Origin of the sequence: Pseudobacteroides cellulosolvens ATCC 35603 = DSM 2933 (genome assembly GCF_001262605.1) — a bacterium.
GTDB lineage: Bacteria > Bacillota > Clostridia > Acetivibrionales > DSM-2933 > Pseudobacteroides > Pseudobacteroides cellulosolvens.
The window spans coordinates 4,993,859-5,017,697 of sequence record NZ_LGTC01000001.1; the positions used below are offsets into that span (position 1 = coordinate 4,993,859).

A 23,839-nucleotide genomic window follows, 5' to 3' on the forward strand; every position below is an offset into this window, starting at 1 on the left:
CTTTGAAAAACATTTACTTTTTACTCACAGGCCAGCAGTTCTACAGGGTCAAGCTTTGCTGCTCTTCTTGAGGGCATGGTTCCCGCAAATACAGCCATAGCTACAGTAAACACTATTGCTGCTGCAATGTACCAGTAGGGCAGGCTGATAAGCTTTAAAGGAGATTCTACACCCTTGGCAATTTGATTATATTTTGAAACCAGGTTAACCAAAAAAGCGACGCCTACTCCTATAATGCTTCCTAATACCCCTCCTAAAAAGCCCATCACTGCAGACTGCATAAGAAATACTACAGTAATATTGCTTCTTGAGGCTCCCACGGCTCTCATGATTCCTATGGACTTTTTCTTTTCCTGTACAGACATGGTCATGGTGTTCACCAGGCTCAAGGTAGCTACAAACAGTACTATCACTCCTGCCGCAATAAAGATAAAGTCCATAACCTTGATCTTCTTATTTAATTGGTCAATGGTATCTACAGCAGACTTAAATTCATAGCCCATGCTTGAAATTTTATTTGTTATTGCCCTAACACTGTCCACACTCTCAGCATTTACTATAACATTTGAATATCCCTGGTGCTTCAAGTAATCACCTTCTCCAAAGATTTGACCTTGAAGCTCTGCTGCCAGCTCACTGCTCATAAGGATGCTTTTTCCGTAGCTCTGTGGATAATCACCATTCAATACTCCAACGATAACACCTTTGACTGACGCAATCTTTGGCTTTATTCCCTCTTCCATGGAAGGAAGAACAAACTTCAATTCAATTTCCTTGCCTATTACACTTTTGTAGTCCTTTATGTCCATCTTATCCAGATATTTTTGCCCAACTATAACCTCATCCTTGGAGGCCCATTTAAATTCTGAGCCTGCGATAATTGCTTGTGAAGTAGCCTTGTTATATCTCTTCGTCTCTTTGATTTTACTTAAGGACTCTATATCCTCATTATTAAACACGGCATAGCTTGGGTTAAACCCTATGATATCAGCACTTTTGCCTTCCTTATCTCCTATTTTGCTGAAGGTTGCCTTGCTGTTTACAACTGCAGCTATATCCTTTACTCCACTGATACCCTTAAGCTTTGTCAAAACCTCATCATCTATTTTCTTTTCCTTTGGCTTGCTTACATCTGTGGCTTCTTTTCCCATGTCTATAACGATCTTCAAATTGTGATCTGACTTTTCATAAGGCATTACAGTTATCAGGTTTGAGCTGCCAAGCACCTCTTTAACCTCTGTATTTATCTTGCTGGTAAGTCCGTTGCCTATGCCTGCCATAATGATAACCAGCATGGTTCCAATACTTATGGACAGTATAGTAAGAAAACTTCTTAACTTCTTATTCCTTATATCATTAAAACTCATTTTAATTAAATCTTTACTAGTCATTACACATCCTCCTACCTTGAAGCCAATGCTTCTACTGGGTCCATTTTTGATGCTCTGTTAGCTGGATACATCCCTGCCAAAATGGCAATTGTCATTGAAAAGATCAAAGTACCCCAGGTGAGCCACGCCGGTGTTCCAAAGCTTATGGTCTCTGTTAAGCCGCTGCTAGTCATAAAATTGCGGAGCAGCACCTGGATTATTTTGTTTATTCCTTTTCCTAAAATTATCCCGATGATTCCTCCTAGAAAGCCTATTACTCCTGCTTCTGTGACGAAAATAGTGTTGATATTTACATAAGAAGCTCCCACCGCTTTCATTATTCCAATGGATTTTGTTCTCTCAAATACTGACATTATCATGGTGTTTACAATGCCGATTGCTGCAACAAACAACACAATGATTCCCAGTATGGACAGCACCATCTCTACCTGCATAAATATATCTGATATTTTTTTTGCCATATCGTCAAAGGAAACGTAGCCATAGTCCATGCTCTTTAATTTTTCCGTTATGTCTTTTACGTCTTCAGCATTTTGAGCATGGAGCTTTACATAATCATAGCCCTTTGCATTACCATAATCATTTGTAAAGCTTTCCCTGCCCTTTAGCTTGCCTGCTACCTCATTAGACACCACTATGCTGAGTCCTTCAGAAAAGCTTTCATCCACCACGCCTATTACTGTGAGCTTCATTTCCATTGGTTTGACCTTAACCAATTTGTTGGAGGTGGATTCCTGAATAATGGTTATTTCTTTTCCTATAACCTCCTCATAGTTCTTTATTTCAAGCTTTTTCAAATACTTTTCGCCTATTAGTGCACTGTTTCTATCCCTCTCTTTTAAAGTCCTTCCAGCCTTCACTGGCTGCAAATCCTTATTATTTTTTTTAGCCCTAGCCATTTCTATATCATCCTTGAAAAAGACACTGTATTTAGTATTTATCCCTGTTATATTGAATCTGCCAGACTTTTCTTTTCCCTCTAACTTTATTGTATCAACTGAAGTGTCCATATAAGCCTGCACTGAGGTTACCCCGTCAATGCTGCTAAGCTTGGCTATTGTTTCATCATCAAGCTTTTTAAAATTCTGCTCATAAAACTCATTCACTTCTTCCATATTCATATCTGAAAGCTTGCTCGTATCTATATTTCTAGTGTTATACACCGTCACAGTCTTGGCATTATTCATTTGCTTCAGCTGATCCATTAAATAACCCTTGACGCTTGTTCCCATGCTCACCATAGTAATTATTAGCATGCTCCCAATTGCAATCCCGAGGGAGGTCAAAATCGTTCTGCCCTTTCTTTTTCTCAAATCTCCAAAGGAGAATTTTACTGCATCCTTAAATCTCATCTCTGTTTACCTCTCTTGTTCTTCCATCACATATGCTCACTATCCTTGCTGCCTGCTTTGCCTGCTCCATGTTGTGAGTTACCATGACGATGGTATAGCCCTTCTTGTTCAATTCATGAAGAAGCTCCATTATTGCCTTACCATTCTTGGAATCAAGATTTCCTGTGGGCTCATCAGCAAACACTATATGAGGATCGTTAACCAAGGCTCTTGCAATACTTACTCTCTGTCTCTGCCCTCCCGACATCTCCATGGGCCTGTTCTTTGTCTTGTCCATCAAATCTACCAGCTCAAGAGCCTTTAACGCTTTTTCCTTCCTTGTCTTTTCCTTAACCCCAGCAAATATCAAAGGCATCATCACATTCTCTAAGGCAGTTAAAGTGTTTTCCAGGTTAAAGGACTGAAATACAAAGCCTATTTTTTCATTCCTGTACTTTGACATTTCCTTATCCTTATAGTGGCTGATATCTTTCCCATCCACAAATATCTGTCCTTCTGTAGGAGTATCCAGTCCCCCTATGAGATTCATCAAGGTTGACTTTCCTGAGCCCGAAGGCCCAACTATGGCTACAAAATCTCCAGCATTTATCCTAAGGCTCACATCATCCAGTGCCTTCACTATCTCTTTACCCATGCTGTAGGTTTTATTTACCTTTCTAACTTCTATCATTTTAATACCCTCCAGAATTTATATTGTTTTCTTTTTTCTAGCTGTCATTTAAATCAACCATAAAACTAGCTTTGTTTTCCTATTTTCTATCATAATATAATCCTAACATGCTAAACTTAAATCCAGTTAAGGCGAACCTTAAGATTACCTTAAGAAAATTTGCTTCGTAACAGATTATAGAGTATGCAAAAAATCATGGGACAGTAAGCCAGTAGGAAAAGAAAACTATAGAAACCCACCTTACACAGGTTAACTCCAGAATTGACAAGCTTGTGGATGCAGTAATGGAAGGTACACTTGATAAAAATATTGTTAAAACAAAAATGGAGACTTTGAAAGAAGAAAAAGCAAAGCTTGAAAGCAGATCAATAGAGCTTGATATAAAAACTTATGAATGGCTGGACGAAGATAAAATAACAAAATATATCTTGAAGTCAAAAGAAGACTTAAATCCGTTAACAATATCTTAAAAAGAAAAGTAGTTGAAACTTTTGTACATTAAAGTTTATATGCTCTCCTCTCCATTGATGGAAAGGGGCAAAGTTGGTGGAGGCGAGGGTGATGGTAAAAACGCCACACCATTGCAAAGGGTTAATTGGTTTGACCGGTTTGTGGCGGTGAAGGAGTTTTTAGGGTTGGTAAGGCGGAGTTGTTTAAGGGTTATAGGGAGGAACGGGTTCTGCCTGGCGGGTTTACTGTGTGACTATTGGGACAGAAAGGACATTATGAGATTCCGGAAATATGTGTTCGGAAATCATACTTTTTCATTGATATATTTCCGATATCGGAATATAATATTCCTTGAGGTGATTTTGCATGGACTTTATATCCGCAAAGCAAGCGGCAGCAAAATGGGGTATATCCGACAGGCAGGTACGCATCCTATGTGCTGCCGGAAAAATAAAAGACGCAAAGCGGGCAGGACACTCCTGGCTGATTCCCGCAGATAGCCCAAAGCCTGAAGATGGACGAGTAAGCCGCTTTAGAAATAGTAAACTTAAAGAACTGATTTCCCGAATCGATGAAAAAAAAGTTGCTCTTGATACACTACGCCCTCTGACAGTTGGAGAAGTGGCACGACTTAAGGATGAATTTTTAGTTGAATTCACTTACAACTCAAATGCTATAGAAGGAAACACGCTTACTCTTCAGGAAACTGCCATGGTACTTGAAGGTATGACAATTGACCGCAAGCCTTTGAAAGACCACCTTGAGGTTATAGGACACAGAGATGCTTTTGAATATATGCTGCAATTGATACAGGAAAAGGTTCCTCTGAGCGAACGGGTTATTAAAGAAATCCATAGCCTTGTTTTGAACGACAGGCCTGAGGATAGAGGCGTTTACCGTAGGATTCCTGTTAGAATCATGGGTGCCAAGCATGAGCCCCCTCAGCCATACCTTGTTCCTGTACAAATGGAGCAGCTTATGGCAAGGCATGAAGAAATGGTAAATACAATGCATACGGTAGAACGGGTATCTTTGTACCATCTACTTTTCGAGGGTGTTCATCCGTTCATTGACGGAAACGGCAGAACAGGGAGGCTGCTCCTCAATTTTGAGTTGAGTTCGGCAGGTTTGCCGGCAATCAATATTAAGTTTGCTGACCGCAGAAAATACTATGACTGTTTTTCCTCTTATTATGAGACCGGCAGTCATGAGCAAATGGCATTGCTTGTGGGAGGTTATGTTGAGGAGATGCTGGACAGGTATTTGAAGATATTGAAGGGTTGAGGCAACAATCCGGTTTTTCAGGATTGTTGACCAATTTTTATTCACTCTGTTTTTGAACTACTCGAAAAATTCGAGTAGTTCTGTTTTATTGTCCGGTCAACTGAAAGTCACTCTGAAATCATTTACTCAACTTCTTTTTCAGTCCAGCAAGTTCCTCAATCATTGCCGGTCTACGCTGATACATTCCGTTTAATCGGTCAATCATTTCTATAGCCTCGGTCTTCGCACCCGCTTCATAGAAATTTTTAATTATTTTGCATACACTTCTATATTTCCCTCTATCTGTGGCTTCTTTAGCTTCTTCCAGAATATATTCTTTATAAATTTTATAAGTCTCCTCCGGAAAGCTTTCTGCAAGCTGCTTCCCGTGATCCGTAATATAAGATTTATGTTTCATAATTACATCCAACAGTTTCTGAACTTCACCCTCCTGAGCAAGTAACATCGCGTACAGGTGAGGCATATAGACCTTTGATAGCTCTTCAAGCAGTAGCTCTCTTTCCAGATCCCATCTTCCCTTCTGCAGATATATTTCCTTCAGCTTTTTAAAATATGAAGAATCCCAATGCAAGAGTATGAAGCGTACCATTTCTGTAAGCTTCTCTTCATTAGCAGTTTCGGCATATAGTCTCTCAAGATAGTACGCCCAGGGAGCAGGCTTATTAAAATGGCCTCTTGGATTCTTCTTCAAAGCTTCAATACAAAGCTTTTCAGCTAGTGGATAATTCTTCACAGCAAGAGCATTTTCAACAGCAATCATCCTAAGTTCCGGCACATCAATATTATCCATCAGGTATTTGTCTGCTGCCTCCTTACCCTCCAGCTTTTCTATGATGTGAAGTGTAATTAGCAGCTTGTCCGGATAGTCCTTGCCGTCATACATTGTTCCGAGGGCGGGAAAAACCTCATAAACCTTTTGCGCCTGTTTCTCGTTGCACACAAAACAGACTGTAGATTTTAATAGCCTGTAGCCATCTTCAGGCCAATCCTTGAAAGCTTTATTCTTGGCAGCTTTAATAATAGTGTCAAAGAAATGCTTATGATTCTCTTCGGCAACAGTTTGACACAACTTGTCTATCTCGCTCAGGCAACCATGGATGACGTCACCCGCAGCTCCCGAAGATGTATCTGCATGGGAGATTAGCTTGATTGCCTCCTGTAACACCATGATGTAAATTTCAAAGGCTTGTAAGGCATCGTTGTTGGTTTCCGCCTGCTCCATGATGGACATCATTTCAGCACATACCCGGTTACAACCGCTATAAGGAATAAATCCCCGGTCGGAGTTCCGGCGAATAGAGGCTTTTATTTTATCTTTGAGTTCGGTTAGTTGTTGATTTCTATTCATTCTTCTGTTCTCCACTTACATTCTCTTGGCTTTCTAGCTCGGATTCACCACTATCTATCCCATAGTCAAACGAAATTAAAAATCCATTTCTTTTTGAGATTGTCGTTTTAAAAGCTATTGTAATACCAATAACTTGATGGCTTGATTTTATAAGCCTCATTGCCTCACTTTTATTTACAAAAGAACCATCAATATTATAAAGCCCGTTAGCAGCTTTGTATCCTTCTGTATATGAATCGAGCTCATCTTTACTTAACAATCTATTTTGTATTTCCAAAATTTCTATACTAAATGCAAAATCTTTAGAATTTATATATAGATGATTTCTTATTTGCTGCATATTTTTATACTGTATATTTTTTTCTTTCTCAACCAATTTCTTATATTCTGGTGTCTCCCTTGTTTCACGGGCTATAGCCCAATCTCTTGTGAATGTATAATTACGAATGTCTGCTGTATAATTCTTTATTGCTCTTAAAAGAGTTCTTACCCCTTTTATATCAAAAGAAAGTTTTATATTGGGTAATATTTTGCTGATATAGTCATTGAGATAGACAAATAAGCTATGTTTTACCATATCTGCTACCACTTTATTACTGATATACTCTTTTCTATGCACTGTTGGATTTATATATAGGCGTTTAGCTTCCTTTTCCGGCAAGATTTGTTGATTAAAGCCGAAAACATCTCTTAATTGTTCGTTTAACAAAAAATTAGCTTCTTTTAAATTAAAGTCAATTACACTATTTGCTTTGGCAGTAATATTTTGTTTTACGATTTCAACCATCTCATTGTTGAAATGCTCAAACAAAATTTTTAAGTACTCATTATTAATACCCAATTCTTTATTTATCCATTTACCCAGCTGAAGTAACTTTGTTTTAAAGCTTTAAGTCCGGTCTCTTTACACCAAGCATTAACGCTTAATCCACTTTTTTTGTACTCCTCAAACCTAATTTTCCATTCATTTTCTAATTGCATATCCCTAACTGGCACTAAAAACCCTCCCAACTTGTATTTGTTATTCCTAATAATACTATCAAGTATGAGAGTGTTTTACACTACGGTATTTATTCCACCGCTTACCAATTGATAGCACTGTATGTGCAAAAGGTCATAATATTCAAAGAGCAGGTTGAAGTAGTCCTCAACATGCTTAATTTTTTGGGTGAAAATGAAAGTAGCCACCACTCACAATTAAATGAGTGTGGCTACGATGTCTAATAACTAACTTTTTGATACAATTTATCGCTATGACAAACTGCTGTCGCTTGGAATAGCGTTAAAAAGTATCCCTACTTAACCCCCGACCACTTCTTTTTGAAGCTTTTTACTGAGAGAGGACAAGACCAATGAATAAGATTTGTCCAACATGTCCTTAACAATCTCATCAGAAACCTCGCCTTCTAAATAAATCGAGTTCCAATGTTCTTTATTCATATAATATCCGGGTACAATATCCTTGTACTGCTGCCTTAAAAATTCACCATGTCCAGGTTCTAATTTTACTGTAGCAATTGGTTTTCCTTCTTTATCACCACCCAGTAAAACAAACATTTTACCTTTTATCATATATCTCGTTGCATCCCATTCTAATTTATATTCTTTTTCCACGCCTACTTTTGACAGGCAGTATTCATCCATCCAAGCGTATCTCATTTGCTATCCTCCAGATATTTTTATTGTCTTGCTCTTCCGAAACTATATGCTCCACAATATGTATAAAAACTATAAATTTATTCTTTATTTATATACTTTTCAATTAGCCATTTGGGGCAAGGTGTTGATGCTTGAATGTACTTTGTATAGCCGCACGAGCATATCTGCACCATAAGATTTTCTCCATATAAAGCAATCCCCGTTATAGATTGCTCTAAGTCTGACTCTTTCAGAAAATAGACCTTTACAACACTGCAGAGTTCATGCCAATTATATAATGTAAAGTGTCCTGGGAATGAATCGTCTTTAGATATAAAAGAAAGCACCCTTTTATTATCAATTATCACTTCACCTAGATCGAATTCATTTGACCTAAATACATATGGAACATTAATTATCTTGTCTGCCATACAAAATACAACCACACCCTTTTCAAAACAAAACATAGTTAGGGAAGAGAAGCCAACCTTCTTCCCAACTTGATTCTGTTTATAACATCATTTTGTATCTCCTATTTTTACACCATAAAGTTTCTCCATGGCATTCATTGTAATCAACCACACCTTGCCGCTTTTCCTATAATCAACACCTTCAATAAGTTTTTCGCCAGTAACCTTGTGCCTTAGAGTGCTAGGATCAATACCCCAAATCTCTGCAGCTTCGGAAAATGTAAGTACCTCTGAGATTATGCTAGGGCAGGAGGGACCTTGCGTGGCATTTATCTCTACATGATGCACTTTAAAATTTGAATCAGAAACAGACTCAAACATGATTGCTTGGTAACCATCTTCCTTTATGGCATTAACCTCTCCTGAAATGCTTCTATTGTTTATATTATTAATAGTAAGCTTATCTCCAACCTTAACTACTATTTCTGATATTTTTTGCCTCTTCCCCACTTTTCCTCCACAACCATCACGCAACCGTGAATATTTATTATATATTATCACTCAATCGTGAAAATCGCAATGCTGTTTTCACGAAAAAATTAAAGCTACAGGCATAATATTAACACTCATAGCTGTAGCATTTAAACCATTTTTAACCAACATATTCTTGGCAAAGCATTATTTCTTCAATTTCATTTAATGGTAGCAATCCTAATCTTAACAGTTTTTTAAGTATTTCTGTTGAGGTTTTTCTTCCATTTATAAAATTTAATTCTGCCCTTATACCTGTGAATTTATCATGATAAATGAGCTGATAGCCATTAGTAAGTTTTATTATATTAAACTTGCTATTCACTTTCTAACCGCCTCCAAATATTCCAATAAAATTACTGGATTATATCATCTTTTCACCTTAATTTTACAACAAATCATATCAATTAACGATATTTAATAACAAAAAACTCCCGGCTTTAATTCGAGAGTTCAACTATCTTTATTCAATAAACCTTATGTACTGTTTTAGCCCATCATTTTCTTCTGTTATGTCGATATAACCCTGTTCCTCATAGAAACTACATAGTTTTTTCGAAGGCTTGCATTCAAGCAAAATTAGTCTTCCTCCAACAATATCTCTTGCCTCACTAATAAGCCTGTAGCAATCCTCAAGCATCCTTGTCCCCGGAAGCATACCCTTTGTGTAATGTGTATCTCTTCCCAATTGCCCAATCAGGTATACCACAAGGTTTTGCTCTTTATCCGACTGATTACCCAGCCTTTTTCTGAGCGTTTTAGACATCGTTTCAAAAACAGGAATTTTCATTGTTTTCATTGCGATTGAAAAGTAGCCTATTATTTTAAACTCGCCTGTTTCTTCAAGCCTTGCTTCATCAAAATATACATAAGTACGGCACTTATCCCTTTTTTCATACTCTACCGCCTTATTCCTTATAAAATCTGTTATATCATCATCCTTATCACAACAAAAAAGAGAGAACGCGTCTCTCCATAAATCCTCATTAATATCCTCTGCTTTTATTAAGCTTTGGAGCGAAGCATACCCAATAATTTTTCCTCACTCCTTCTCATATCAGCAATGGCATTTTTAGAATCTATATGCAAAGGCTTTGTAGTGTCAACAGCCTTTTCAAGTCTCTCAACGGTCTCTTTTTTTGTTATAGCAAAATCCTTTGTAAATGAAACAGTAGCCATTTTAAAACACCTCTTTCTATCTTGTGGCTCTAGTATTATTATACGCCAAAGTGAAGAAAAAATCAAAATTTTTATTAATAAATCAAATTTCTTAAGGTCGGTTATAAAAGCACCTCCCTAATTGACGATCATGCTTTTACTTCAATTTATAAAAGCATGATTGTCAAAATAATTTTATGCAATTGCTAAGGCTTTTTCCAGCATAAATACATCAAAAAACTTCTCAAGGAATTCAATACTTGAAACCGCCATTGAAGAATTTGTCCTATCCTCAAAGGAGAAAAAAATCAATTACATTAAATATGTTGCTTGCTACAGGATGTCTCCTATTCAAGCTATAACCCATTATGCAAAGGTAAAGAGCATAGAAGCATCACCCATTAAACCTTCTAAAAAACTGATTACATTTGATGGCTGTCCAATAGAACTTGACTTACCTATAGTTCTTGGGGAGGCAAACGCAAATTCAATGAGGTCTCCAAGATATACTACTCTTGAAAGGCTTATGAACCCAAAGGAAATCTCAGACCTGTTATGAAGCAGAACATTCTAACTCAAATGACCGCAAACGAAAAAATCACCCGCAAAGACGTTTTTGTGTACCATCTTTGCGGGTGATTTTTTCGTTTTATATTTTCCATTCCAGTTCAATACCGTTTTTAAAGGCGAATTTAATCTCACATTCAGAATATACGGTAACATTTTCAACAGTGTTATTCCAAAGTTCCTCGTCAAAGTCGGCCAGAAGCTGGTCACTCTGCCTTATGCTGTTTATAAAGCTTCTCATGCTTTCACGCTTTGCATTACGCTCCAGCCTTTTATCATTGATTTTTGAAAGACCTGTTCTGGCGGTTTCATACCGGTTCGCAAGGGCTGTATATCTTCTCTGGTACTCTTTCTGGTCTAAGGCTGAATGTGCATTTTCCTCCACACATTTTCTTAGAAGTTCAGCCACAACCTCGCATTCACTCTGAAGCTTGGCAGTTTCCTTATCAAGCTCTGAGGTATCCGCCAAGACATTAATTATCTCTTCATAGCACTGTAGTATTTCATCCCTGTTTTTTATTAGGCTGTTGAAAGCCTCCAAAAATGCCCCCTTGATTTTATCCTCATAAAGATGCGGTGTCATGCATTTCCTGTCATTCTTAAACTTGCTGTTGCACTGCCAGATTGTCCTTCTATATTTGCTGGTGGAATGCCACACCTTGCTTCCATAGAAGCTTCCGCACTCACCGCACACAATTTTACCTGAAAAGCTGTTTATACCAGTCTTATAGCCCTTTACTTCTTTTCGTTTTTTAATCTCGTGCTGTACAAGGTCAAAAGCCTCTGCAGAAATAATGGCAGGATGGCTGTTTTCAACATAATACTGTGGAACTTCTCCTTCGTTGAGTTTCTTTTTCTTAGTGAGAAAATCCACTGTAAATGTCTTTTGAAGCATAGCCGCTCCTTTGTACTTCTCATTTTGCAGGATGCTCATAACGGTGCTTTGCTGCCAATTATCTTTACCGGAAGGCGTCGGGACTCCGTTTTCTGTTAAATATTTTGCTATGCCCGATGAGGTCTTTCCTTCAAGGAACATCTTATATATCAGTCTAACAACCGCTGCTTCCTTCTCCACTATTTTCGGCAGGCCGTCTTCGCCCTTTTCATAGCCGAGGAACTGTCCATACGGAAGCATCAGCTTACCATCAGCAAAGCGTTTCCTGTGTCCCCATGTGACATTTTCCGAAATGCTTCTGCTTTCTTCCTGGGCAAGGCTGGACATAATCGTTATCAGCAGTTCACCCTTGCTGTCCAAGGTATATATATTCTCCTTCTCAAAATACACCTCAACGCCCTTTTCCTTAAGCTGTCTGACTGTGGTAAGCGTATCAACGGTATTTCTGGCAAACCGGCTGACCGATTTGGTTATAATAAGGTCTATTTTGCCATTTAAAGCATCGGCAATCATCCTGTTAAAGCCGTCACGTTTTTTAGTGCTGGTAGCTGAGATACCCTCATCGGTGTAAACCTCTACAAACTTCCATGCGGTATTTGACTGTATATGCTTTGTATAATAATCAACCTGTGCTTCGTAGCTTGAAAGCTGCTCATCATTGTCGGTTGAAACCCTTGCATAGGCGGCCACTCTTTTTAACGAAGCCCTTACAGCCGTTGCTGTCGCTAACCTTCCTGTTGTGGCAGGTATGACCGTTACTGCTCTTGCTGGCTGCATATTGAATTCCTCCTCTCCAAGTAATCCAGCTGGCGCATCCTTGCCTTTTCCCGGTCTTCCTCACTCCAGCTTTCACTCCGTGATTTATGCTGCCACTGCTTGTCAATCATTTGTCCGTCTTGAAAAACAAACCTGACCAAATTATGCTCTAATACTTGAATTTCTTTAATTTGCTTCAAAAAATATGTATCATCAAACTCCTGTAGCTCCAAAACCTCTGTCGCTATTGAAAGCAGTATGTCCTCTGGTATTTGTCTGGCATTGCAGGCTTCCTTCCCAAGCTTCAAATAAGTAGAACAACTCCAAGAAGCCTTTCCTTTTCTGTTTTTCCGTTTATAGTTCTTACCGCAATTGGTGCAAACAATCTTAGATGTGAAAGGGTAAACACCTGCAACATTTTTCCCTGCATTTCTTTTTCTATTCCTATCCATAATCTCTTGCGCTTTTTGGAATGTGTCGGGGTCTATAATTGAAGCATGCGTTTCTTCAGCATAGTATTTAGGAAGAACACCTTTGTTTTTCAGTAGTGATTTTGTCAAATGGTTATCTACATATTTTTTCTGAAGCAGGGCATTCCCTGCATATTTTTCATTTTTAATAATATCCGCTACTTTATTCGATGTCCAAGTACCTCCCCTGGGTCTATCAACATTCATTCCCCGGAGTTTCTTGGCTATCAGCGTACAGCCCATTCCGCTGATATAGTCATTAAAAATCATTTCTACAACCTCTGCTTCTTCAGGATTAATTTCAATCTCCCCATTTTTAATATGGTATCCAAAAAGAAAGCGCAGGTTTACTATTTCACCTTCAGCAAAACGCTTGCGTATCCTCCACTTGCAATTCTCGCTGACCGATCGGCTTTCCTCCTGCGCAAATGAAGCGAGGATGGTTAGCATCAGCTCTCCATCCCCGCTCATTGAATGAATATTCTCTTTTTCAAAAAACACATCGACTTCCAAACTCTTTAGTTCCCGCACTGCTTCCAGCATAGTGACCGTATTTCTCGCAAACCTGGAAATCGATTTAGTAATCACCATGTCTATCTTGCCGTTCCTACAGTCTTTCAGAAGTCTTTGGAACTCAGCCCTGCTCTCCTTGGTTCCGGTTACCGCCTCATCCGCATATACTCCTGCATACTCCCAGCCACGGTGTTTTTGTATAAAGTCACTGTAGTAGCTGACCTGTGCCGAGAGGGAGTGCAGCATGGCATCCTTCCCGCTGGACACTCTGGCATATGCAGCAACACGTTTTTTTGACGGGAGCCTTGCTGCCAAAGGCTCTATTTTTCTCACTGTTCTTAGCATAAAAACCACCCCCTTGCTTGCTCCAATGATAACTCTGTTTTTGATACAAAGCAAGCTAAAAAGGCTTATATTCCGCCTATTACAGGCTTATATTCCGTTAAAAGAATTTTGTTGATCCTTTTAAAATCATTCATGGTAATAATGCCTTTTGCCAGCATTGCTTTTGCTATTGACATAGAAACTCTGTAATTTTTCTCACGTTCAAACTGCTCCTTTGTCACATTCATCCCTCCTCGTACCAAACCTGCTGGCTATATAGCATTCATGCCCGCAGAACTTTCGTTTCTGATTGCCATAGCTGTCAAACTTCTTTCCGCAGCAAGCACAGTCAATGGTATACCATGCTCTTTTCTCAATAATTTCTGCATTTGCCTTCCACCATGCTTCCCGGCACTTCTGTGAACAAAATTTTGACGGGTGGCCTACTTTGCCTTTTACCAGCAGCCTTCCGCACTGTTTGCAATAGTCACCCTTTTCATTTAGTTCTCTTCTAACAGAACCAAGATTGTTTCGTATACAATATGATTTAATTGTGTTTTCAGAAATTCCAAGCTCTATAGCAATCTGCCTGTAGCTCTCACCCATGTGCCTCATCCGGCTAATTTTTTCTTTTTGCAAATCAGTCACTTACCTCACCCCCAAAACGTAAAAAAGAAGGCACTAAGCCCTCTCAACCAGATTTCAGACAAAAAAATAGAGGGGTTATTTAAAACCTCTCCAGAAAAGCTTCCTTATTAATGCTATTCCTAATATATTATCATTTACATTTAAACATCATCCTTACTGCTTTGACCCCATCCCTGAATGCATATCGATAAAGCATATCGTGGACAATTCCTGACTGTTCGCTTTCAAAGTCTTCAAGCTTTACAAACATTCCCTGCTGTTCTTCTGTCAGTGTCGCCATGAACTCCTGCTGCAATTCATATGCTTGCACTTTTAACTTTTCATATCTGTTGCTATTTTTCCCAATAAGGTAGCGCAGCTCCTCTACCCTCTTATCTGCAATTTCTTCAAGATATTTTTTTAATCCGCCAGGCATGGTTGAATCCCTCCATTCCTTTTGGATTCAATATTTTCATTATATATGATTAGATGATGGTGTCTGACTGTTCCCTTCATTTCTTGAGCCATAATCACACGAAAACATATGCCTTCCTTCGTTCCATGCAGGTATATGATCTCCGACATGGTGCTCTCCGCTGCTTTCAACCTTTCATTCAAGCTCTCAAAAAGAGCGTCAAATTCAGCTGCAGTTCCTTTGAAATCAAATGCCTTTACGTCTTCTCGCTGCTTATAAAACTTAAGATTTTCCCGGTTCTCCGTTATAAGGCATTTGTTTGCATCTGCCCTCATTCGGTTTACAGCCTTCTCCTCCAGCATTTCCCTAAAGACTTCCTCAAAGCTTTTTAAAATGTTCTGCATAAATTCACGACCCCTTTCATTTTTTATGAAAGGAAAATAAGCAAGGCGCACTGCAGGATTAATGGTAACCCCACACTGCGCCTGTAGTATCATTGTGAAAATTGATAGGATAAAGTATAATATTTACAGGGTCGTTGTGGCAGCAATAGCTGTCGGTGTTAGGTAGTTTGGTTACCTGCATTGGCTTCCGGGTGTTCCTGCACCCGCAAGACACGGCGGCCTTATTTAGTTTCCTTTTGATGCGTTACCTGTTTTCAAGCCATCAGCCTCTTCAGCAAGGCAGGCTTATTGGCATTTGCCAGTGCCCGCCTGAGCCTTAATGACTCTTCATCTGTTTTCTTGTTTTCATTAATTTGGGCTAAAGCTTTTTTCACCAGCATATCCACAAATGCCTGTTTCATGATAGAACACCGTCCTTTATTTTCGCAATTTACATATCCTTCCTGATATATTACTGTACATGATAACTCTTAATGCCTTACAATGCAAGCGTTTCATGACATTTATCAAAAGCTGTCCTTGCTGGTTGGATCATTGAAAAAGGCAAATGCCGAAAGAACACCAAATATTAAAGCAGTAAGCTCTTTAAAGCTATCCTCCGTGAGTCCGACAGGTGCCAACAGTCCGTAATTTTTCAGTACAAATAAAACCAGTGCCACTACGGCACTCCATGCAACAGGGCTTCTCCATCTTGATTGGTTCATTACTAAATTCCTCCCTTCATTAATAAAGCCGCTACCCTTTGTATCAGGATAGCGGCATATTCACCAGCTACATATTTACCTTTTACTGCATTTTCACTCCAATAATCCGGCGACTTTATGATACCGAATTCCTGAAGCACCTCAAGTTCTTTGTCCAAATTCGGACTTTCTTCCTTATATAATATACCGAAGTAATTCAGTATCCCTTTGGCAATGGCAGTCCCGATTGCCTCTATATGGGATATAATCCACTTGGCATCCTCCTGGTTATCATGGTAGGCTGTTTCCACCAATGCGGCAGGCGCTTTGGTATATGCCAGCTCATACATATGCTTGCCCTGTCCATAAAAGTTGTACCCTTCCTTGACTCCTCTATCCGCTGTCGGTGTCAAAGGTGAAAGCTCCGCATATACAGCCCTTGCCAGCTTTTCGCCGTTGCCTCCGAACCTGTGGCAGTAAACCTCGCATCCCCTGCCACCGCCCGCATTGCTGTGAACGGCAAAATGGATGTCGGGATTCTTGGAGTTGCTATCGACCACTACCTGTGAAAGCGGCCACTCCGGCTTATTCCTGTAGACTGTTACGCTATGCCTCTCAAGCACCTGCTGTGTGACATCCGCCACCTGGTTCATCCGCTGCTCTTCTGTGCCATAGCCGCCTGCACCTAGATTGTTTTCCTGTGTAGACGGGCTTAGATAAACGCTTTTAGCCATTGCCATCTCCTCCTATTCATCCGAACCTCGTTTTTCAATAATGTCAATCCTGCGATGTGCTGATTTCGTGCTTTCCTCCACCCTTGTAACCCTCTCTGAAAGAATGGATACGCTCTTGTTGGTGTCCTTTTGCTCCAGAAGGACATCGTCAATCCTTCGTTTGATATACTCGGTATCAGCTTTCAGTTCCCCACGCTCCCTTCCCATAGTGTCACAATCCTTCTGCACCGACCTTTTTAAAGTAATGCCTCCAAAGATGATGCTACATAATGCCGCTACAGCTGCAATAATTGTATAAACCACCTCCGGCTTCATCCTCATCCCCTCCCGTCTTTACGTTACTTTCGCCTTATCCTGAGTCCTATTATTAGCCCGTTGTTAAATCCGTTATTGTAAGCACCGGTTGTATCACCGCCGCCTGAACCAACCTGCGGCATCATAGGAGCAAACTGCTCACCAACAGTCCAATTGCATAGTATGTTATCAACATACTGCTTCAGCCATTCCCTGTAGGAAAAATTATTCTCATCCCACTGGATTGCACCTGTATTTTGTAAAAACCATAAATAAATATCAACAGGACCAGTCTCAAGGGCTGTCTTGCTCTGGTTCACATCATATGCCACAATGCATCACCCCTAAGCTTTAAGAAGGACACGCTGACCGACATTCGCTCCACCTCCAGGCAATTGGATATGGTTGTCGAAGGTGCCCAGCCCGTAATAGCTGTCCCCGTTGATGGTATAGTACTGGTTGCTGACAATAAAGGATTGAGGCACAATGACAAGGTTGGAGGTATACCCTCTCATTCCAAGGTCAGCAACTCCCGCCCAAACCCTCGCCAGCGGAATCTTCTGATTGTAGAAGTTCTTAGTAAAGTTTGTTCCTTCCGGTATAAGAGTGTCACAGGTTATTTCGCATATCTGCCCGAGAGCTTCACCGTTGAACTGTCTGGTAAACCTAGTTTTTGTAGCATCATTCTGTCCAAACATAAACCATGCGTTGGTATCGGTTGCCTCAACAGGCGAGTCCAGCTTAACCACACCATAATAATAGGTGTTGCCGGAGGTCGCTGAGGGATTGGCATCCTTGGAAATAATTTTGTACCCGTTGCTCTTGTCTGCAATAAGTAAAATAATCGTTTCATTGTGATTCAAATATACATTGTCTATGGTATCGGGCTGATACCTTGTTATCTCCCCGTAAACCACCTGCCCGCTTGCTGCATTATTCCTTATCCCAACAACAATAGCGCCATACTTGGTTGTCGAGCCGTCATAGGTTGTGCAAATAACCCAATCAGACTGGCTTTCTGCATGCGTGAAAGTAATTACACCTGTAACAAACCTGTAGCTGCTTGCATCAGGGAATGCCGCTTTAAGCCAATCAGGTACCCAAGTTTCCTTAATGGAGTAGGTGGTTGACGAGGTGGGTGTTGCGCTGAAGTTAGTGTCTACTGTGGCAATCTTGGTAGTACCGTCATACGCTGTTATATTCCTTACATCACCGGCACCCGGTCCTCCCGTCAGGGTTATTTGCTGGCCGACATAGAATCCGTTTGTTGACGAAGCACCCGAAGCAAGCTTGATGGTATTTGCAGAACCTCCATTCTGAGCGGTTCCTGTCACTGCATTCCAAGCCCTGCTTACTGTATCTACATTGGGTGTCTGCGTATTTTTTGTCATGGTCTCCCCACCGGGCATATTGGCATAAAGCCAGTCAAGAAAATCCTTCCCAAATTCAATAATTTTTCCTACTGTAGAAACCCCCACATCTATGTTAACTGTATGTGTATATTTGGTTATAGCCACCTGTCCATCCCTCCTTATGGTTTGTTCCCTGAGTTATAGCTGATGCTTGTGGTCTCGTCAGGGTTTGGTGTTGTATTTACAAGGCTTGTGATTCTTCCCTGGTCATCCTTTACCCAGGAATAATTTGCAGTTGATGAGTCTGAAAAGGTTATAACCACTCCATCCTCATAAAAGTCAATGTCGGCTGCATATACCTTTAAGTCTGCAGAAGCGGCAAAATATGATGCAGGATGCCCTTCAAGCAGGGCCGCATTTGAAGCGTTATCTGCAGAGCCTGCAAGGTCAGCGGTATCGGCATGGCTTGCGTTGTCAGCGGCTAATGCATGCTCTGCATTCTCAACAATACCATCCTCGTCAGGGTCATACACCGATTTTGTCATGTCGCCCGAGCCTGCCCCGCCACCCTGGTCTATATTTTCAAACACTATATTGGTGTTGCCGATTACCACCGTTCCAGCCGTTGTCATATGGAACAGCTTCTTTTTATTTACTGTACCTTCAGATATATAAACAAAAACACCGGCTTTAAAGTCGGAGCTATCATTGAAATCATCCGCCCTTGCCCATGAACCGGAAGATACAATATATACGCCGTTTTCCTTCTGGTCCGTCTGGTTCTTCACAAGCACCCGGTCTCCTGCAGATAAAGATACGCCATCGATGGTTTGCAACCCTGAGAGGCTAATATTGGCTGTAGCTGCCACTCTGCAGCCTAAATGAAGGTGAGCCCCGCTCTCCTTCATATGGTCTGAAGCATCCTGGAGCGAAATCTCGGGAGCAGTCCTCCAATTCCCCTTTCCAGTAATCGTCTTTACCATAGCGGCAAGCCAGCCAAGAAGTGTAGTCAACAGCCCTGTGTTTCCTGTTGGGGAACTGCTGTCATCAATTGTCCTTTCAGCTATCATGCTGTCGGATACGGCTATGGTATCAGCTCCGCCATCCTCGTGGCCGGCATGATGATATTGCGAATGGTGGGCGTCAGGATTGGACACATGGGAGGTTAAGTCAGTAAAGCCTGCCTCCGGCTCCTCCTGCTCCGATCTTACCGGGACAGCCACAGTGCTTTTCTGGTCTCTTGCCCCCATAATTTTAATAATCTCACCCGCTGCATTCCTGTGTCCTGCCAATTCCATCACCTCCTACGTTGTAAGCGGGGTATACCCAACATGAAATGTCTTAAGCTCCATCGTGAATCCATCCGTGGATAAGTCAAAGCTGATGCTTAATATCTTGTATACCTCGGATATAGTGGTGCTGGATTCAACAACCATGATATTGTCGCCTACCTGAAGCCACGGGTTACCTACAGCCACAAATTCGGCACAGGTATACCTCCTGACCATGTCCTGCTTCAAGCGCGCTGCACATTCGTTGCATTCCTCCTGCGAATCAAGGTGCTGGTTGTCTGCAAACAGAACCTTGCTCTTATGGACCTTGCTTGTGTCCCACATGGTAGAAGGAGAGGTTGCAACACCCTCTTTTTTCTTTCCTGCCACCCTTATGGTTCCATAGATATTTCTCCTGCTTACTCCGAATTTAAGGCTGAATATATCCTCACCCTCCCGGAAGACCCAGCCTGCATACACATAGCTTGCCTTTACTGTTGACCCGCCAGGAATACTACTGCCTGAAAGCCTCCGTATTTTTCCGTTTTCAAGGTCTATTTCATAGTCAACATCCCTTGAGTAGGTTACAGCTCCATTTGAAGAGGTAACTTTGTCAGAGCCGGATACCAGATGGTTGTGCTCCAATGACACCCAGGCCGTTCCGTTTAGTGCATGCTGCTCGTTTGTAACCGAAGGCTCCCTGTCTGTAGGGAAGTAAAACCTTGCTATGCCATCCTCGTCAATAAAGAACTCAAAGCCTGAAACGGTACACATTTCATTGATTGCATCCATGTAGGTGGTCTTTTCAAAGGTTGGATCAAGCTTTATTCCTGTAGCCTCTACAATTACATCTGCCGCCTTAAACCCTGCCCTCATGCAGAGGTCTTTGACAATATCGGCAACATCCGGCTTTGTGGACCCTCCTGGCGTAATCCAATACTTTTTGACACCTGAAGGGAGAGGGTACTTAATGTAGTATTTTGTTTTGCCCTGTATGACAAGGCTTATCTCCCTGTCAATAAACCAGCAGGCCAAATCCCTGCAGTCAGCGCTGATATTGTAATCCCTTGGCTGGGCGGACATGGTAACATCATCTATTTCTCCTGTAAAAACTGTGGCAAGGTCTATACCGTATCCTATTTTTGCTACCACCCTGCGGCTCGGAATGATAACGCAGTACCATTCATTCAATGCCTTGTCAAACTCATGCCCGCCACGGTAAGGTGTGTAATATCCCGCATCGGTCGGGTCTGACGGATTGATATTGGGCAGGGAAAAGGTAAGCCTCTGGCTGTCGGCGGCTTCCTCCCTTTGTACGCTTATCTGCTCAACCTGGAGCTTTGCAGCTCCTTCTGAAAGCTCAAACTCAATCAGCCTTGGTGTATAAGACGGTGCCGCCTGGCCGATTCCATACAGCTTGCCTGTTACGCTGAACACAAACAGGTGCTTTATTGCAATGCTCTGCTGCTGGGGTATGTTCATCTGCACCAGCCTTGAGCCGTTATAATAGTCAAGATTTAAGCCGGTTCCTCCAACTTGAGGCGCAATATAAAGCACCTTGTTATGGACAACCGTATCTTCAACCAATGGAGTATATCCGTTTTGTGTTACAGAAACCTTTGATATCGTGCCATCCTCATTTACCTTGTAAACATCGCCGGTATCTCCGTCTACTGCATGAAGCCCGCTATCCAGCCATGCAAAGGTGGAATTCCCTCCCCTGCCGTCCCTGAACACATCCAGCCCCTCAGCGACAGTCTCCCATCCGCTTCCTCCATTGGTGTCATACCTTACAATTGTTACCAAAGAGTCTGCATCCTCCGGATCACTTCTTCCAAAAGCGTAAAGGCAATCATCCTCTGTATTGAACCAGAGCCTGCCGGGAAAGGTCTGGTTTCCCGTTGTGCCGCACACCTTGGACCATCCACCACCAGAGCTTGTATAAAGACAACCTCCCCATTCTTCACCATAGTGGTATATATTAGACAAAGCCCAAAAGGCTCCGTTGGCATATACAAGCCCGACCAAGGGAAGCGAGCCTGAGCCTCCGCTCCCATCAGGATAAGTTGGTGTTTCTGTGATTTCGCTCCATGAGCTTCCACTTTTTACATAGAATTTGTTATCATGAGCACTCAAGCCGTTTGAGCTTAACAGATATATTCCTGTACCATCACTTGCTATCCATAGGTCCGCTGTTACCATGGACGGATTTGCAAACACAACCTGTGCAAGCGAAATATTTCCGTCCCATTCCCACAACCCTCCGTTTTTAGGGAATGTGTCATTGTTGGTGGCTGCTATGTATATCCTGCCGTTATGCTCTATAATATTCCGAAACCATCTGTAATCGGCACTTCCTTCACCCACTGAATCAACTCCGTCAATGGTTGACATGGCTATTTCGGGAAATTCAATCCTGCCTGTCGGGGCATCGCTGCCGATCATGGAGCGTGACTTAAGAAGTGTCATTGTATTTTCCGGCATTATTCTCAAAGGTCTACACCTCCAAAAAGGTTATTTCATAAAAAACAATTTCCGTCCCCTGCTGCCTTGTACCCGAAAGCTCCTCTATTATTGCAGGGTTAATTACCGTACCGTCATGAAACTCCGCTTTGTTTTTCACAAATGCCTCATAATCCGCTTCAAGGCTGTCAAAGTCTGCTTTTAAAGCCCAGCCAGAAACAGTTCTCCTTTCACGGAGCCGTCCTGCCGAAAGGAGCCTGCTCTGCGGCGCTGTTACGGCGGTAAACGGAATCAACTCCTTTTCTGAGGCAAGCATCGCTATTTCGTCACGGTTATACTCGGTGATGTTCAACCTGAGGCTCCCCCACCTGTCGGAATATTCCGCTGGCGCACCTCCTGCAAACCATCCGCAGATATGGGTGTAGTCGTAGTTCATTGCCATTGCGCCGCATACCGTTGAATCCGCCCACACTACCGGATAAGCCCAGCCGCTTAAAGTATCATCGTTGGAGACATTTATTGACTGTTCCCATCCCCCGGCTTCATTAGACATGAGGAAAACCTGCTGGTTGTCAAATCCGGGTGTCGGCGATTGCCCCAGGCAATGTATATCTTATCATTTGCCGATATGTGGATATTAGGATGAATATTATCTGGCATACTGCTTATCTGCTGCTCCGACCATGAGGCAGATTTCGTAAACAGTGACAGTTCGCTTCCCCTTGCGATGACAATATATGGCTTGCCTGTGCTGTCCACTCCAATGTCAGAGCCGTTTGCATCGTTACCTCCAAAAACCATCTCCCAAGGCAGCCACGCTCCGCTTTTTCCTTTTGTGTAATAGATGTGAAAATCACTGAAGCTCACCATGGTGATATGCATATTATCGTCCTTGTCAATTGCAGCACTGTCCAGGTAGTACCTTGGAACCGAAGGCTGTACTGCCTCATAATTGCTCCATGCTCCCGATACCTTGTTTGAATAATACACCTTCCCACTGGAGCCGCCTGTGGCAAATACAACATGGGGCTTGCCTGCGCTGTCAACCAGCACAATAATATCGGCATCCACATACCCGTTTCCCGGAAGCTGCGGAAGTGTATCAATCGTTCCCCACGCTCCGTTTTCATAAACACAATACTTTATCCTGTTGTTTGAACTGTCATTGGCGGCAAGGTGAATCCTTCCTTCGCTGTCCATTGCCATGTTGGGGTATGCAAAGCTTACCCCTGCTCCCGGTGTGAAGGGAAAGCCGGTATCCTCCCAAGTAACGCCGTCCACACTTTTCATTACAACCGTCTGGTACTGCCAGTCATCATCCCCATAGCGGTCAAAGCAGGCAAACCAGTATCCACCGTTATGGACTAGCTTGCGGTGACCGTACCAGGTTGCATTTGCAAGCGTATATGGTTCATCAGTCCAGATATCAGTTCTTTGCTCCGTTCCGTTCAATACCATTAGATTTGCCTCCCTCCCGCTATGATTCAATAAAGGTCGCCTGGTACCAGACCAGATCGCTTCCCTTTTCCTCTTTGCCTGACAGCTTCCACAGCCTTGCCGTCATGGTAAAGCCGTCATCAAAAGCCAGGGGCTTTGCCTCCGAGCTATGATAGTCTATAAGCAGTTGACTATACTCAAGCCGGGTGCAAAAACCCTCCACCTCTCTTGTTTTTCTCTTTCTTCCTGTTCCCATAAGCACTGAATTGGGTGTCTTTTTATCCCTTGCATCATAAGGAGCCAGAAGCTCCTTTTCGGAAAAATATCTTTCGGCCCCGGCTCTCTTGTATGCTGTTATATTGAGCTCCAATGCTCCCCAAACATCCGCCATTGGTTCACCTC

General features: G+C 41.8%; 32 protein-coding genes. 3 read left to right on the forward strand and 29 right to left on the reverse strand.

Features of this window, described 5'->3' with window-relative positions; all coding sequences use genetic code 11:
• Positions 1 to 20: 20 nt before the first annotated feature.
• Genes Bccel_RS20560 through Bccel_RS20570 form a run of 3 tightly spaced genes read right to left on the reverse strand, consistent with a single transcriptional unit; the run spans position 21 to position 3,413 of the window.
• Positions 21 to 1,391 (reverse strand): ABC transporter permease, encoded by a 1,371-nt coding sequence (locus Bccel_RS20560; RefSeq protein WP_036937353.1) that lies wholly within the window; start codon positions 1,389 to 1,391, stop codon positions 21 to 23.
• A gap of 11 nt (positions 1,392 to 1,402) precedes the next feature.
• Positions 1,403 to 2,743: an ABC transporter permease gene (locus Bccel_RS20565; RefSeq protein WP_036937350.1), complete on the reverse strand. Its 1,341-nt coding sequence runs from the start codon at positions 2,741 to 2,743 to the stop codon at positions 1,403 to 1,405.
• Positions 2,733 to 3,413, reverse strand: a complete 681-nt coding sequence (locus tag Bccel_RS20570) for an ABC transporter ATP-binding protein (RefSeq protein ID WP_036937347.1) — start codon at positions 3,411 to 3,413, stop codon at positions 2,733 to 2,735. The genes Bccel_RS20565 and Bccel_RS20570 overlap by 11 nt, the downstream gene beginning before the upstream one ends.
• A gap of 284 nt (positions 3,414 to 3,697) precedes the next feature.
• On the opposite strand from Bccel_RS20570, the gene Bccel_RS20575 reads away from it, so the two are divergent.
• Both Bccel_RS20575 and Bccel_RS20580 read left to right on the forward strand, forming a co-directional pair.
• Positions 3,698 to 3,883, forward strand: coding sequence for a hypothetical protein (locus Bccel_RS20575; protein WP_036937346.1), 186 nt, complete (start codon positions 3,698 to 3,700; stop codon positions 3,881 to 3,883).
• A gap of 346 nt (positions 3,884 to 4,229) precedes the next feature.
• Positions 4,230 to 5,147, forward strand: coding sequence for a Fic family protein (locus Bccel_RS20580; protein ID WP_036937344.1), 918 nt, complete (start codon positions 4,230 to 4,232; stop codon positions 5,145 to 5,147).
• A gap of 118 nt (positions 5,148 to 5,265) precedes the next feature.
• On the opposite strand, the gene Bccel_RS20585 is transcribed toward Bccel_RS20580, so the two are convergent.
• From Bccel_RS20585 to Bccel_RS30395, 9 genes are all read right to left on the reverse strand, one after another.
• Positions 5,266 to 6,495, reverse strand: a complete 1,230-nt coding sequence (locus Bccel_RS20585; protein ID WP_036937342.1) for a hypothetical protein — start codon at positions 6,493 to 6,495, stop codon at positions 5,266 to 5,268.
• Entirely contained in the window at positions 6,488 to 7,336 is an 849-nt protein-coding gene (locus Bccel_RS30385; RefSeq protein ID WP_036937340.1) for a hypothetical protein, read from the reverse strand. The genes Bccel_RS20585 and Bccel_RS30385 overlap by 8 nt, the downstream gene beginning before the upstream one ends.
• A gap of 8 nt (positions 7,337 to 7,344) precedes the next feature.
• Positions 7,345 to 7,491: an IS66 family insertion sequence element accessory protein TnpA gene (gene tnpA / locus Bccel_RS30390; protein WP_154673426.1), complete on the reverse strand. Its 147-nt coding sequence runs from the start codon at positions 7,489 to 7,491 to the stop codon at positions 7,345 to 7,347.
• A 303-nt stretch (positions 7,492 to 7,794) separates the two neighbouring features.
• Positions 7,795 to 8,154 carry an MmcQ/YjbR family DNA-binding protein gene (locus Bccel_RS20595; RefSeq protein WP_036937338.1) on the reverse strand — a complete coding sequence of 120 codons (360 nt, stop codon included), beginning with the start codon at positions 8,152 to 8,154 and terminating at the stop codon, positions 7,795 to 7,797.
• A gap of 77 nt (positions 8,155 to 8,231) precedes the next feature.
• Positions 8,232 to 8,564 carry a hypothetical protein gene (locus Bccel_RS20600; RefSeq protein ID WP_160317749.1) on the reverse strand — a complete coding sequence of 111 codons (333 nt, stop codon included), beginning with the start codon at positions 8,562 to 8,564 and terminating at the stop codon, positions 8,232 to 8,234.
• Between the two features lie 87 nt (positions 8,565 to 8,651).
• Complete coding sequence (locus tag Bccel_RS20605; protein ID WP_050753683.1) at positions 8,652 to 9,053, reverse strand: helix-turn-helix domain-containing protein; 402 nt, start codon at positions 9,051 to 9,053, stop codon at positions 8,652 to 8,654.
• Between the two features lie 142 nt (positions 9,054 to 9,195).
• Complete coding sequence (locus tag Bccel_RS20610; protein WP_036937332.1) at positions 9,196 to 9,399, reverse strand: hypothetical protein; 204 nt, start codon at positions 9,397 to 9,399, stop codon at positions 9,196 to 9,198.
• A gap of 138 nt (positions 9,400 to 9,537) precedes the next feature.
• Complete coding sequence (locus Bccel_RS20615; RefSeq protein WP_036937330.1) at positions 9,538 to 9,873, reverse strand: hypothetical protein; 336 nt, start codon at positions 9,871 to 9,873, stop codon at positions 9,538 to 9,540.
• 206 nt (positions 9,874 to 10,079) lie between these two features.
• Entirely contained in the window at positions 10,080 to 10,253 is a 174-nt protein-coding gene (locus Bccel_RS30395; RefSeq protein WP_154673425.1) for a hypothetical protein, read from the reverse strand.
• A 319-nt stretch (positions 10,254 to 10,572) separates the two neighbouring features.
• Between Bccel_RS30395 and Bccel_RS20620 the strand changes: the two genes are divergently transcribed.
• Positions 10,573 to 10,791 carry a hypothetical protein gene (locus Bccel_RS20620; RefSeq protein WP_036937327.1) on the forward strand — a complete coding sequence of 73 codons (219 nt, stop codon included), beginning with the start codon at positions 10,573 to 10,575 and terminating at the stop codon, positions 10,789 to 10,791.
• Between the two features lie 90 nt (positions 10,792 to 10,881).
• Here the strand turns inward: Bccel_RS20620 and Bccel_RS20625 are convergent, their stop codons facing one another.
• The 17 genes from Bccel_RS20625 to Bccel_RS20695 form a co-directional block, all read right to left on the reverse strand.
• Positions 10,882 to 12,471, reverse strand: a complete 1,590-nt coding sequence (locus tag Bccel_RS20625; RefSeq protein ID WP_036937324.1) for a recombinase family protein — start codon at positions 12,469 to 12,471, stop codon at positions 10,882 to 10,884.
• Positions 12,450 to 13,778: a recombinase family protein gene (locus tag Bccel_RS20630; RefSeq protein ID WP_036937322.1), complete on the reverse strand. Its 1,329-nt coding sequence runs from the start codon at positions 13,776 to 13,778 to the stop codon at positions 12,450 to 12,452. The genes Bccel_RS20625 and Bccel_RS20630 overlap by 22 nt, the downstream gene beginning before the upstream one ends.
• Before the next feature lie 65 nt (positions 13,779 to 13,843).
• Positions 13,844 to 13,999 carry an SHOCT domain-containing protein gene (locus Bccel_RS30755; protein WP_162838935.1) on the reverse strand — a complete coding sequence of 52 codons (156 nt, stop codon included), beginning with the start codon at positions 13,997 to 13,999 and terminating at the stop codon, positions 13,844 to 13,846.
• Positions 13,980 to 14,405, reverse strand: coding sequence for a hypothetical protein (locus Bccel_RS20635; protein ID WP_036937319.1), 426 nt, complete (start codon positions 14,403 to 14,405; stop codon positions 13,980 to 13,982). Before Bccel_RS20635 ends, Bccel_RS30755 begins: the two co-directional genes overlap by 20 nt.
• Positions 14,406 to 14,535: 130 nt before the next feature.
• Entirely contained in the window at positions 14,536 to 14,820 is a 285-nt protein-coding gene (locus Bccel_RS20640; protein WP_036937317.1) for a DUF6809 family protein, read from the reverse strand.
• On the reverse strand, positions 14,805 to 15,203 hold the full coding sequence (locus tag Bccel_RS20645; protein ID WP_036937314.1) for a hypothetical protein: 399 nt from the start codon (positions 15,201 to 15,203) through the stop codon (positions 14,805 to 14,807). The genes Bccel_RS20640 and Bccel_RS20645 overlap by 16 nt, the downstream gene beginning before the upstream one ends.
• 254 nt (positions 15,204 to 15,457) lie before the next feature.
• A complete protein-coding gene (locus Bccel_RS30400) occupies positions 15,458 to 15,604 on the reverse strand; it encodes a hypothetical protein (protein WP_154673424.1) in 147 nt (48 codons plus the stop codon).
• A gap of 105 nt (positions 15,605 to 15,709) precedes the next feature.
• Positions 15,710 to 15,907 carry a holin gene (locus Bccel_RS20650; protein ID WP_036937312.1) on the reverse strand — a complete coding sequence of 66 codons (198 nt, stop codon included), beginning with the start codon at positions 15,905 to 15,907 and terminating at the stop codon, positions 15,710 to 15,712.
• A gap of 2 nt (positions 15,908 to 15,909) precedes the next feature.
• A complete protein-coding gene (locus Bccel_RS20655; RefSeq protein WP_036937310.1) occupies positions 15,910 to 16,620 on the reverse strand; it encodes an N-acetylmuramoyl-L-alanine amidase family protein in 711 nt (236 codons plus the stop codon).
• A 12-nt stretch (positions 16,621 to 16,632) separates the two neighbouring features.
• Positions 16,633 to 16,935, reverse strand: coding sequence for a hypothetical protein (locus tag Bccel_RS20660; RefSeq protein WP_036937304.1), 303 nt, complete (start codon positions 16,933 to 16,935; stop codon positions 16,633 to 16,635).
• Between the two features lie 23 nt (positions 16,936 to 16,958).
• The gene (locus Bccel_RS20665; RefSeq protein ID WP_036937302.1) at positions 16,959 to 17,246 is read right to left on the reverse strand and encodes a hypothetical protein; all 288 of its coding nucleotides are present in this window, start codon (positions 17,244 to 17,246) and stop codon (positions 16,959 to 16,961) included.
• A 12-nt stretch (positions 17,247 to 17,258) separates the two neighbouring features.
• The gene (locus Bccel_RS20670) at positions 17,259 to 18,431 is read right to left on the reverse strand and encodes a hypothetical protein (protein WP_036937300.1); all 1,173 of its coding nucleotides are present in this window, start codon (positions 18,429 to 18,431) and stop codon (positions 17,259 to 17,261) included.
• A 14-nt stretch (positions 18,432 to 18,445) separates the two neighbouring features.
• Positions 18,446 to 19,558: a hypothetical protein gene (locus Bccel_RS20675; protein WP_050753685.1), complete on the reverse strand. Its 1,113-nt coding sequence runs from the start codon at positions 19,556 to 19,558 to the stop codon at positions 18,446 to 18,448.
• 12 nt (positions 19,559 to 19,570) lie between these two features.
• A complete protein-coding gene (locus Bccel_RS20680) occupies positions 19,571 to 22,030 on the reverse strand; it encodes a hypothetical protein (RefSeq protein WP_036937297.1) in 2,460 nt (819 codons plus the stop codon).
• Between the two features lie 4 nt (positions 22,031 to 22,034).
• Positions 22,035 to 22,553, reverse strand: a complete 519-nt coding sequence (locus Bccel_RS20685; RefSeq protein ID WP_050753686.1) for a hypothetical protein — start codon at positions 22,551 to 22,553, stop codon at positions 22,035 to 22,037.
• Complete coding sequence (locus Bccel_RS20690) at positions 22,517 to 23,458, reverse strand: NHL repeat-containing protein (protein WP_050753687.1); 942 nt, start codon at positions 23,456 to 23,458, stop codon at positions 22,517 to 22,519. Before Bccel_RS20690 ends, Bccel_RS20685 begins: the two co-directional genes overlap by 37 nt.
• A 19-nt stretch (positions 23,459 to 23,477) precedes the next feature.
• Entirely contained in the window at positions 23,478 to 23,828 is a 351-nt protein-coding gene (locus tag Bccel_RS20695) for a hypothetical protein (protein ID WP_036937291.1), read from the reverse strand.
• Positions 23,829 to 23,839: the final 11 nt, after the last annotated feature.

Coding starts and splice junctions, on each gene's coding strand:
- Bccel_RS20560 (WP_036937353.1), bottom strand. CDS start 1,391: ATGACTAGTAAAGATTTAATTAAAATGAGTTTTAATGATATAAGGAAT.
- Bccel_RS20565 (WP_036937350.1), bottom strand. CDS start 2,743: ATGAGATTTAAGGATGCAGTAAAATTCTCCTTTGGAGATTTGAGAAAA.
- Bccel_RS20570 (WP_036937347.1), bottom strand. CDS start 3,413: ATGATAGAAGTTAGAAAGGTAAATAAAACCTACAGCATGGGTAAAGAG.
- Bccel_RS20575 (WP_036937346.1), top strand. CDS start 3,698: ATGGAAGGTACACTTGATAAAAATATTGTTAAAACAAAAATGGAGACT.
- Bccel_RS20580 (WP_036937344.1), top strand. CDS start 4,230: ATGGACTTTATATCCGCAAAGCAAGCGGCAGCAAAATGGGGTATATCC.
- Bccel_RS20585 (WP_036937342.1), bottom strand. CDS start 6,495: ATGAATAGAAATCAACAACTAACCGAACTCAAAGATAAAATAAAAGCC.
- Bccel_RS20595 (WP_036937338.1), bottom strand. CDS start 8,154: ATGAGATACGCTTGGATGGATGAATACTGCCTGTCAAAAGTAGGCGTG.
- Bccel_RS20600 (WP_160317749.1), bottom strand. CDS start 8,564: ATGGCAGACAAGATAATTAATGTTCCATATGTATTTAGGTCAAATGAA.
- Bccel_RS20615 (WP_036937330.1), bottom strand. CDS start 9,873: ATGAAAACAATGAAAATTCCTGTTTTTGAAACGATGTCTAAAACGCTC.
- Bccel_RS30395 (WP_154673425.1), bottom strand. CDS start 10,253: ATGGCTACTGTTTCATTTACAAAGGATTTTGCTATAACAAAAAAAGAG.
- Bccel_RS20620 (WP_036937327.1), top strand. CDS start 10,573: ATGTCTCCTATTCAAGCTATAACCCATTATGCAAAGGTAAAGAGCATA.
- Bccel_RS20625 (WP_036937324.1), bottom strand. CDS start 12,471: ATGCAGCCAGCAAGAGCAGTAACGGTCATACCTGCCACAACAGGAAGG.
- Bccel_RS20630 (WP_036937322.1), bottom strand. CDS start 13,778: ATGCTAAGAACAGTGAGAAAAATAGAGCCTTTGGCAGCAAGGCTCCCG.
- Bccel_RS20640 (WP_036937317.1), bottom strand. CDS start 14,820: ATGCCTGGCGGATTAAAAAAATATCTTGAAGAAATTGCAGATAAGAGG.
- Bccel_RS20645 (WP_036937314.1), bottom strand. CDS start 15,203: ATGCAGAACATTTTAAAAAGCTTTGAGGAAGTCTTTAGGGAAATGCTG.
- Bccel_RS30400 (WP_154673424.1), bottom strand. CDS start 15,604: ATGAAACAGGCATTTGTGGATATGCTGGTGAAAAAAGCTTTAGCCCAA.
- Bccel_RS20650 (WP_036937312.1), bottom strand. CDS start 15,907: ATGAACCAATCAAGATGGAGAAGCCCTGTTGCATGGAGTGCCGTAGTG.
- Bccel_RS20655 (WP_036937310.1), bottom strand. CDS start 16,620: ATGGCTAAAAGCGTTTATCTAAGCCCGTCTACACAGGAAAACAATCTA.
- Bccel_RS20660 (WP_036937304.1), bottom strand. CDS start 16,935: ATGAAGCCGGAGGTGGTTTATACAATTATTGCAGCTGTAGCGGCATTA.
- Bccel_RS20685 (WP_050753686.1), bottom strand. CDS start 22,553: ATGTCTAATGAAGCCGGGGGATGGGAACAGTCAATAAATGTCTCCAAC.
- Bccel_RS20690 (WP_050753687.1), bottom strand. CDS start 23,458: ATGGTATTGAACGGAACGGAGCAAAGAACTGATATCTGGACTGATGAA.
- Bccel_RS20695 (WP_036937291.1), bottom strand. CDS start 23,828: ATGGCGGATGTTTGGGGAGCATTGGAGCTCAATATAACAGCATACAAG.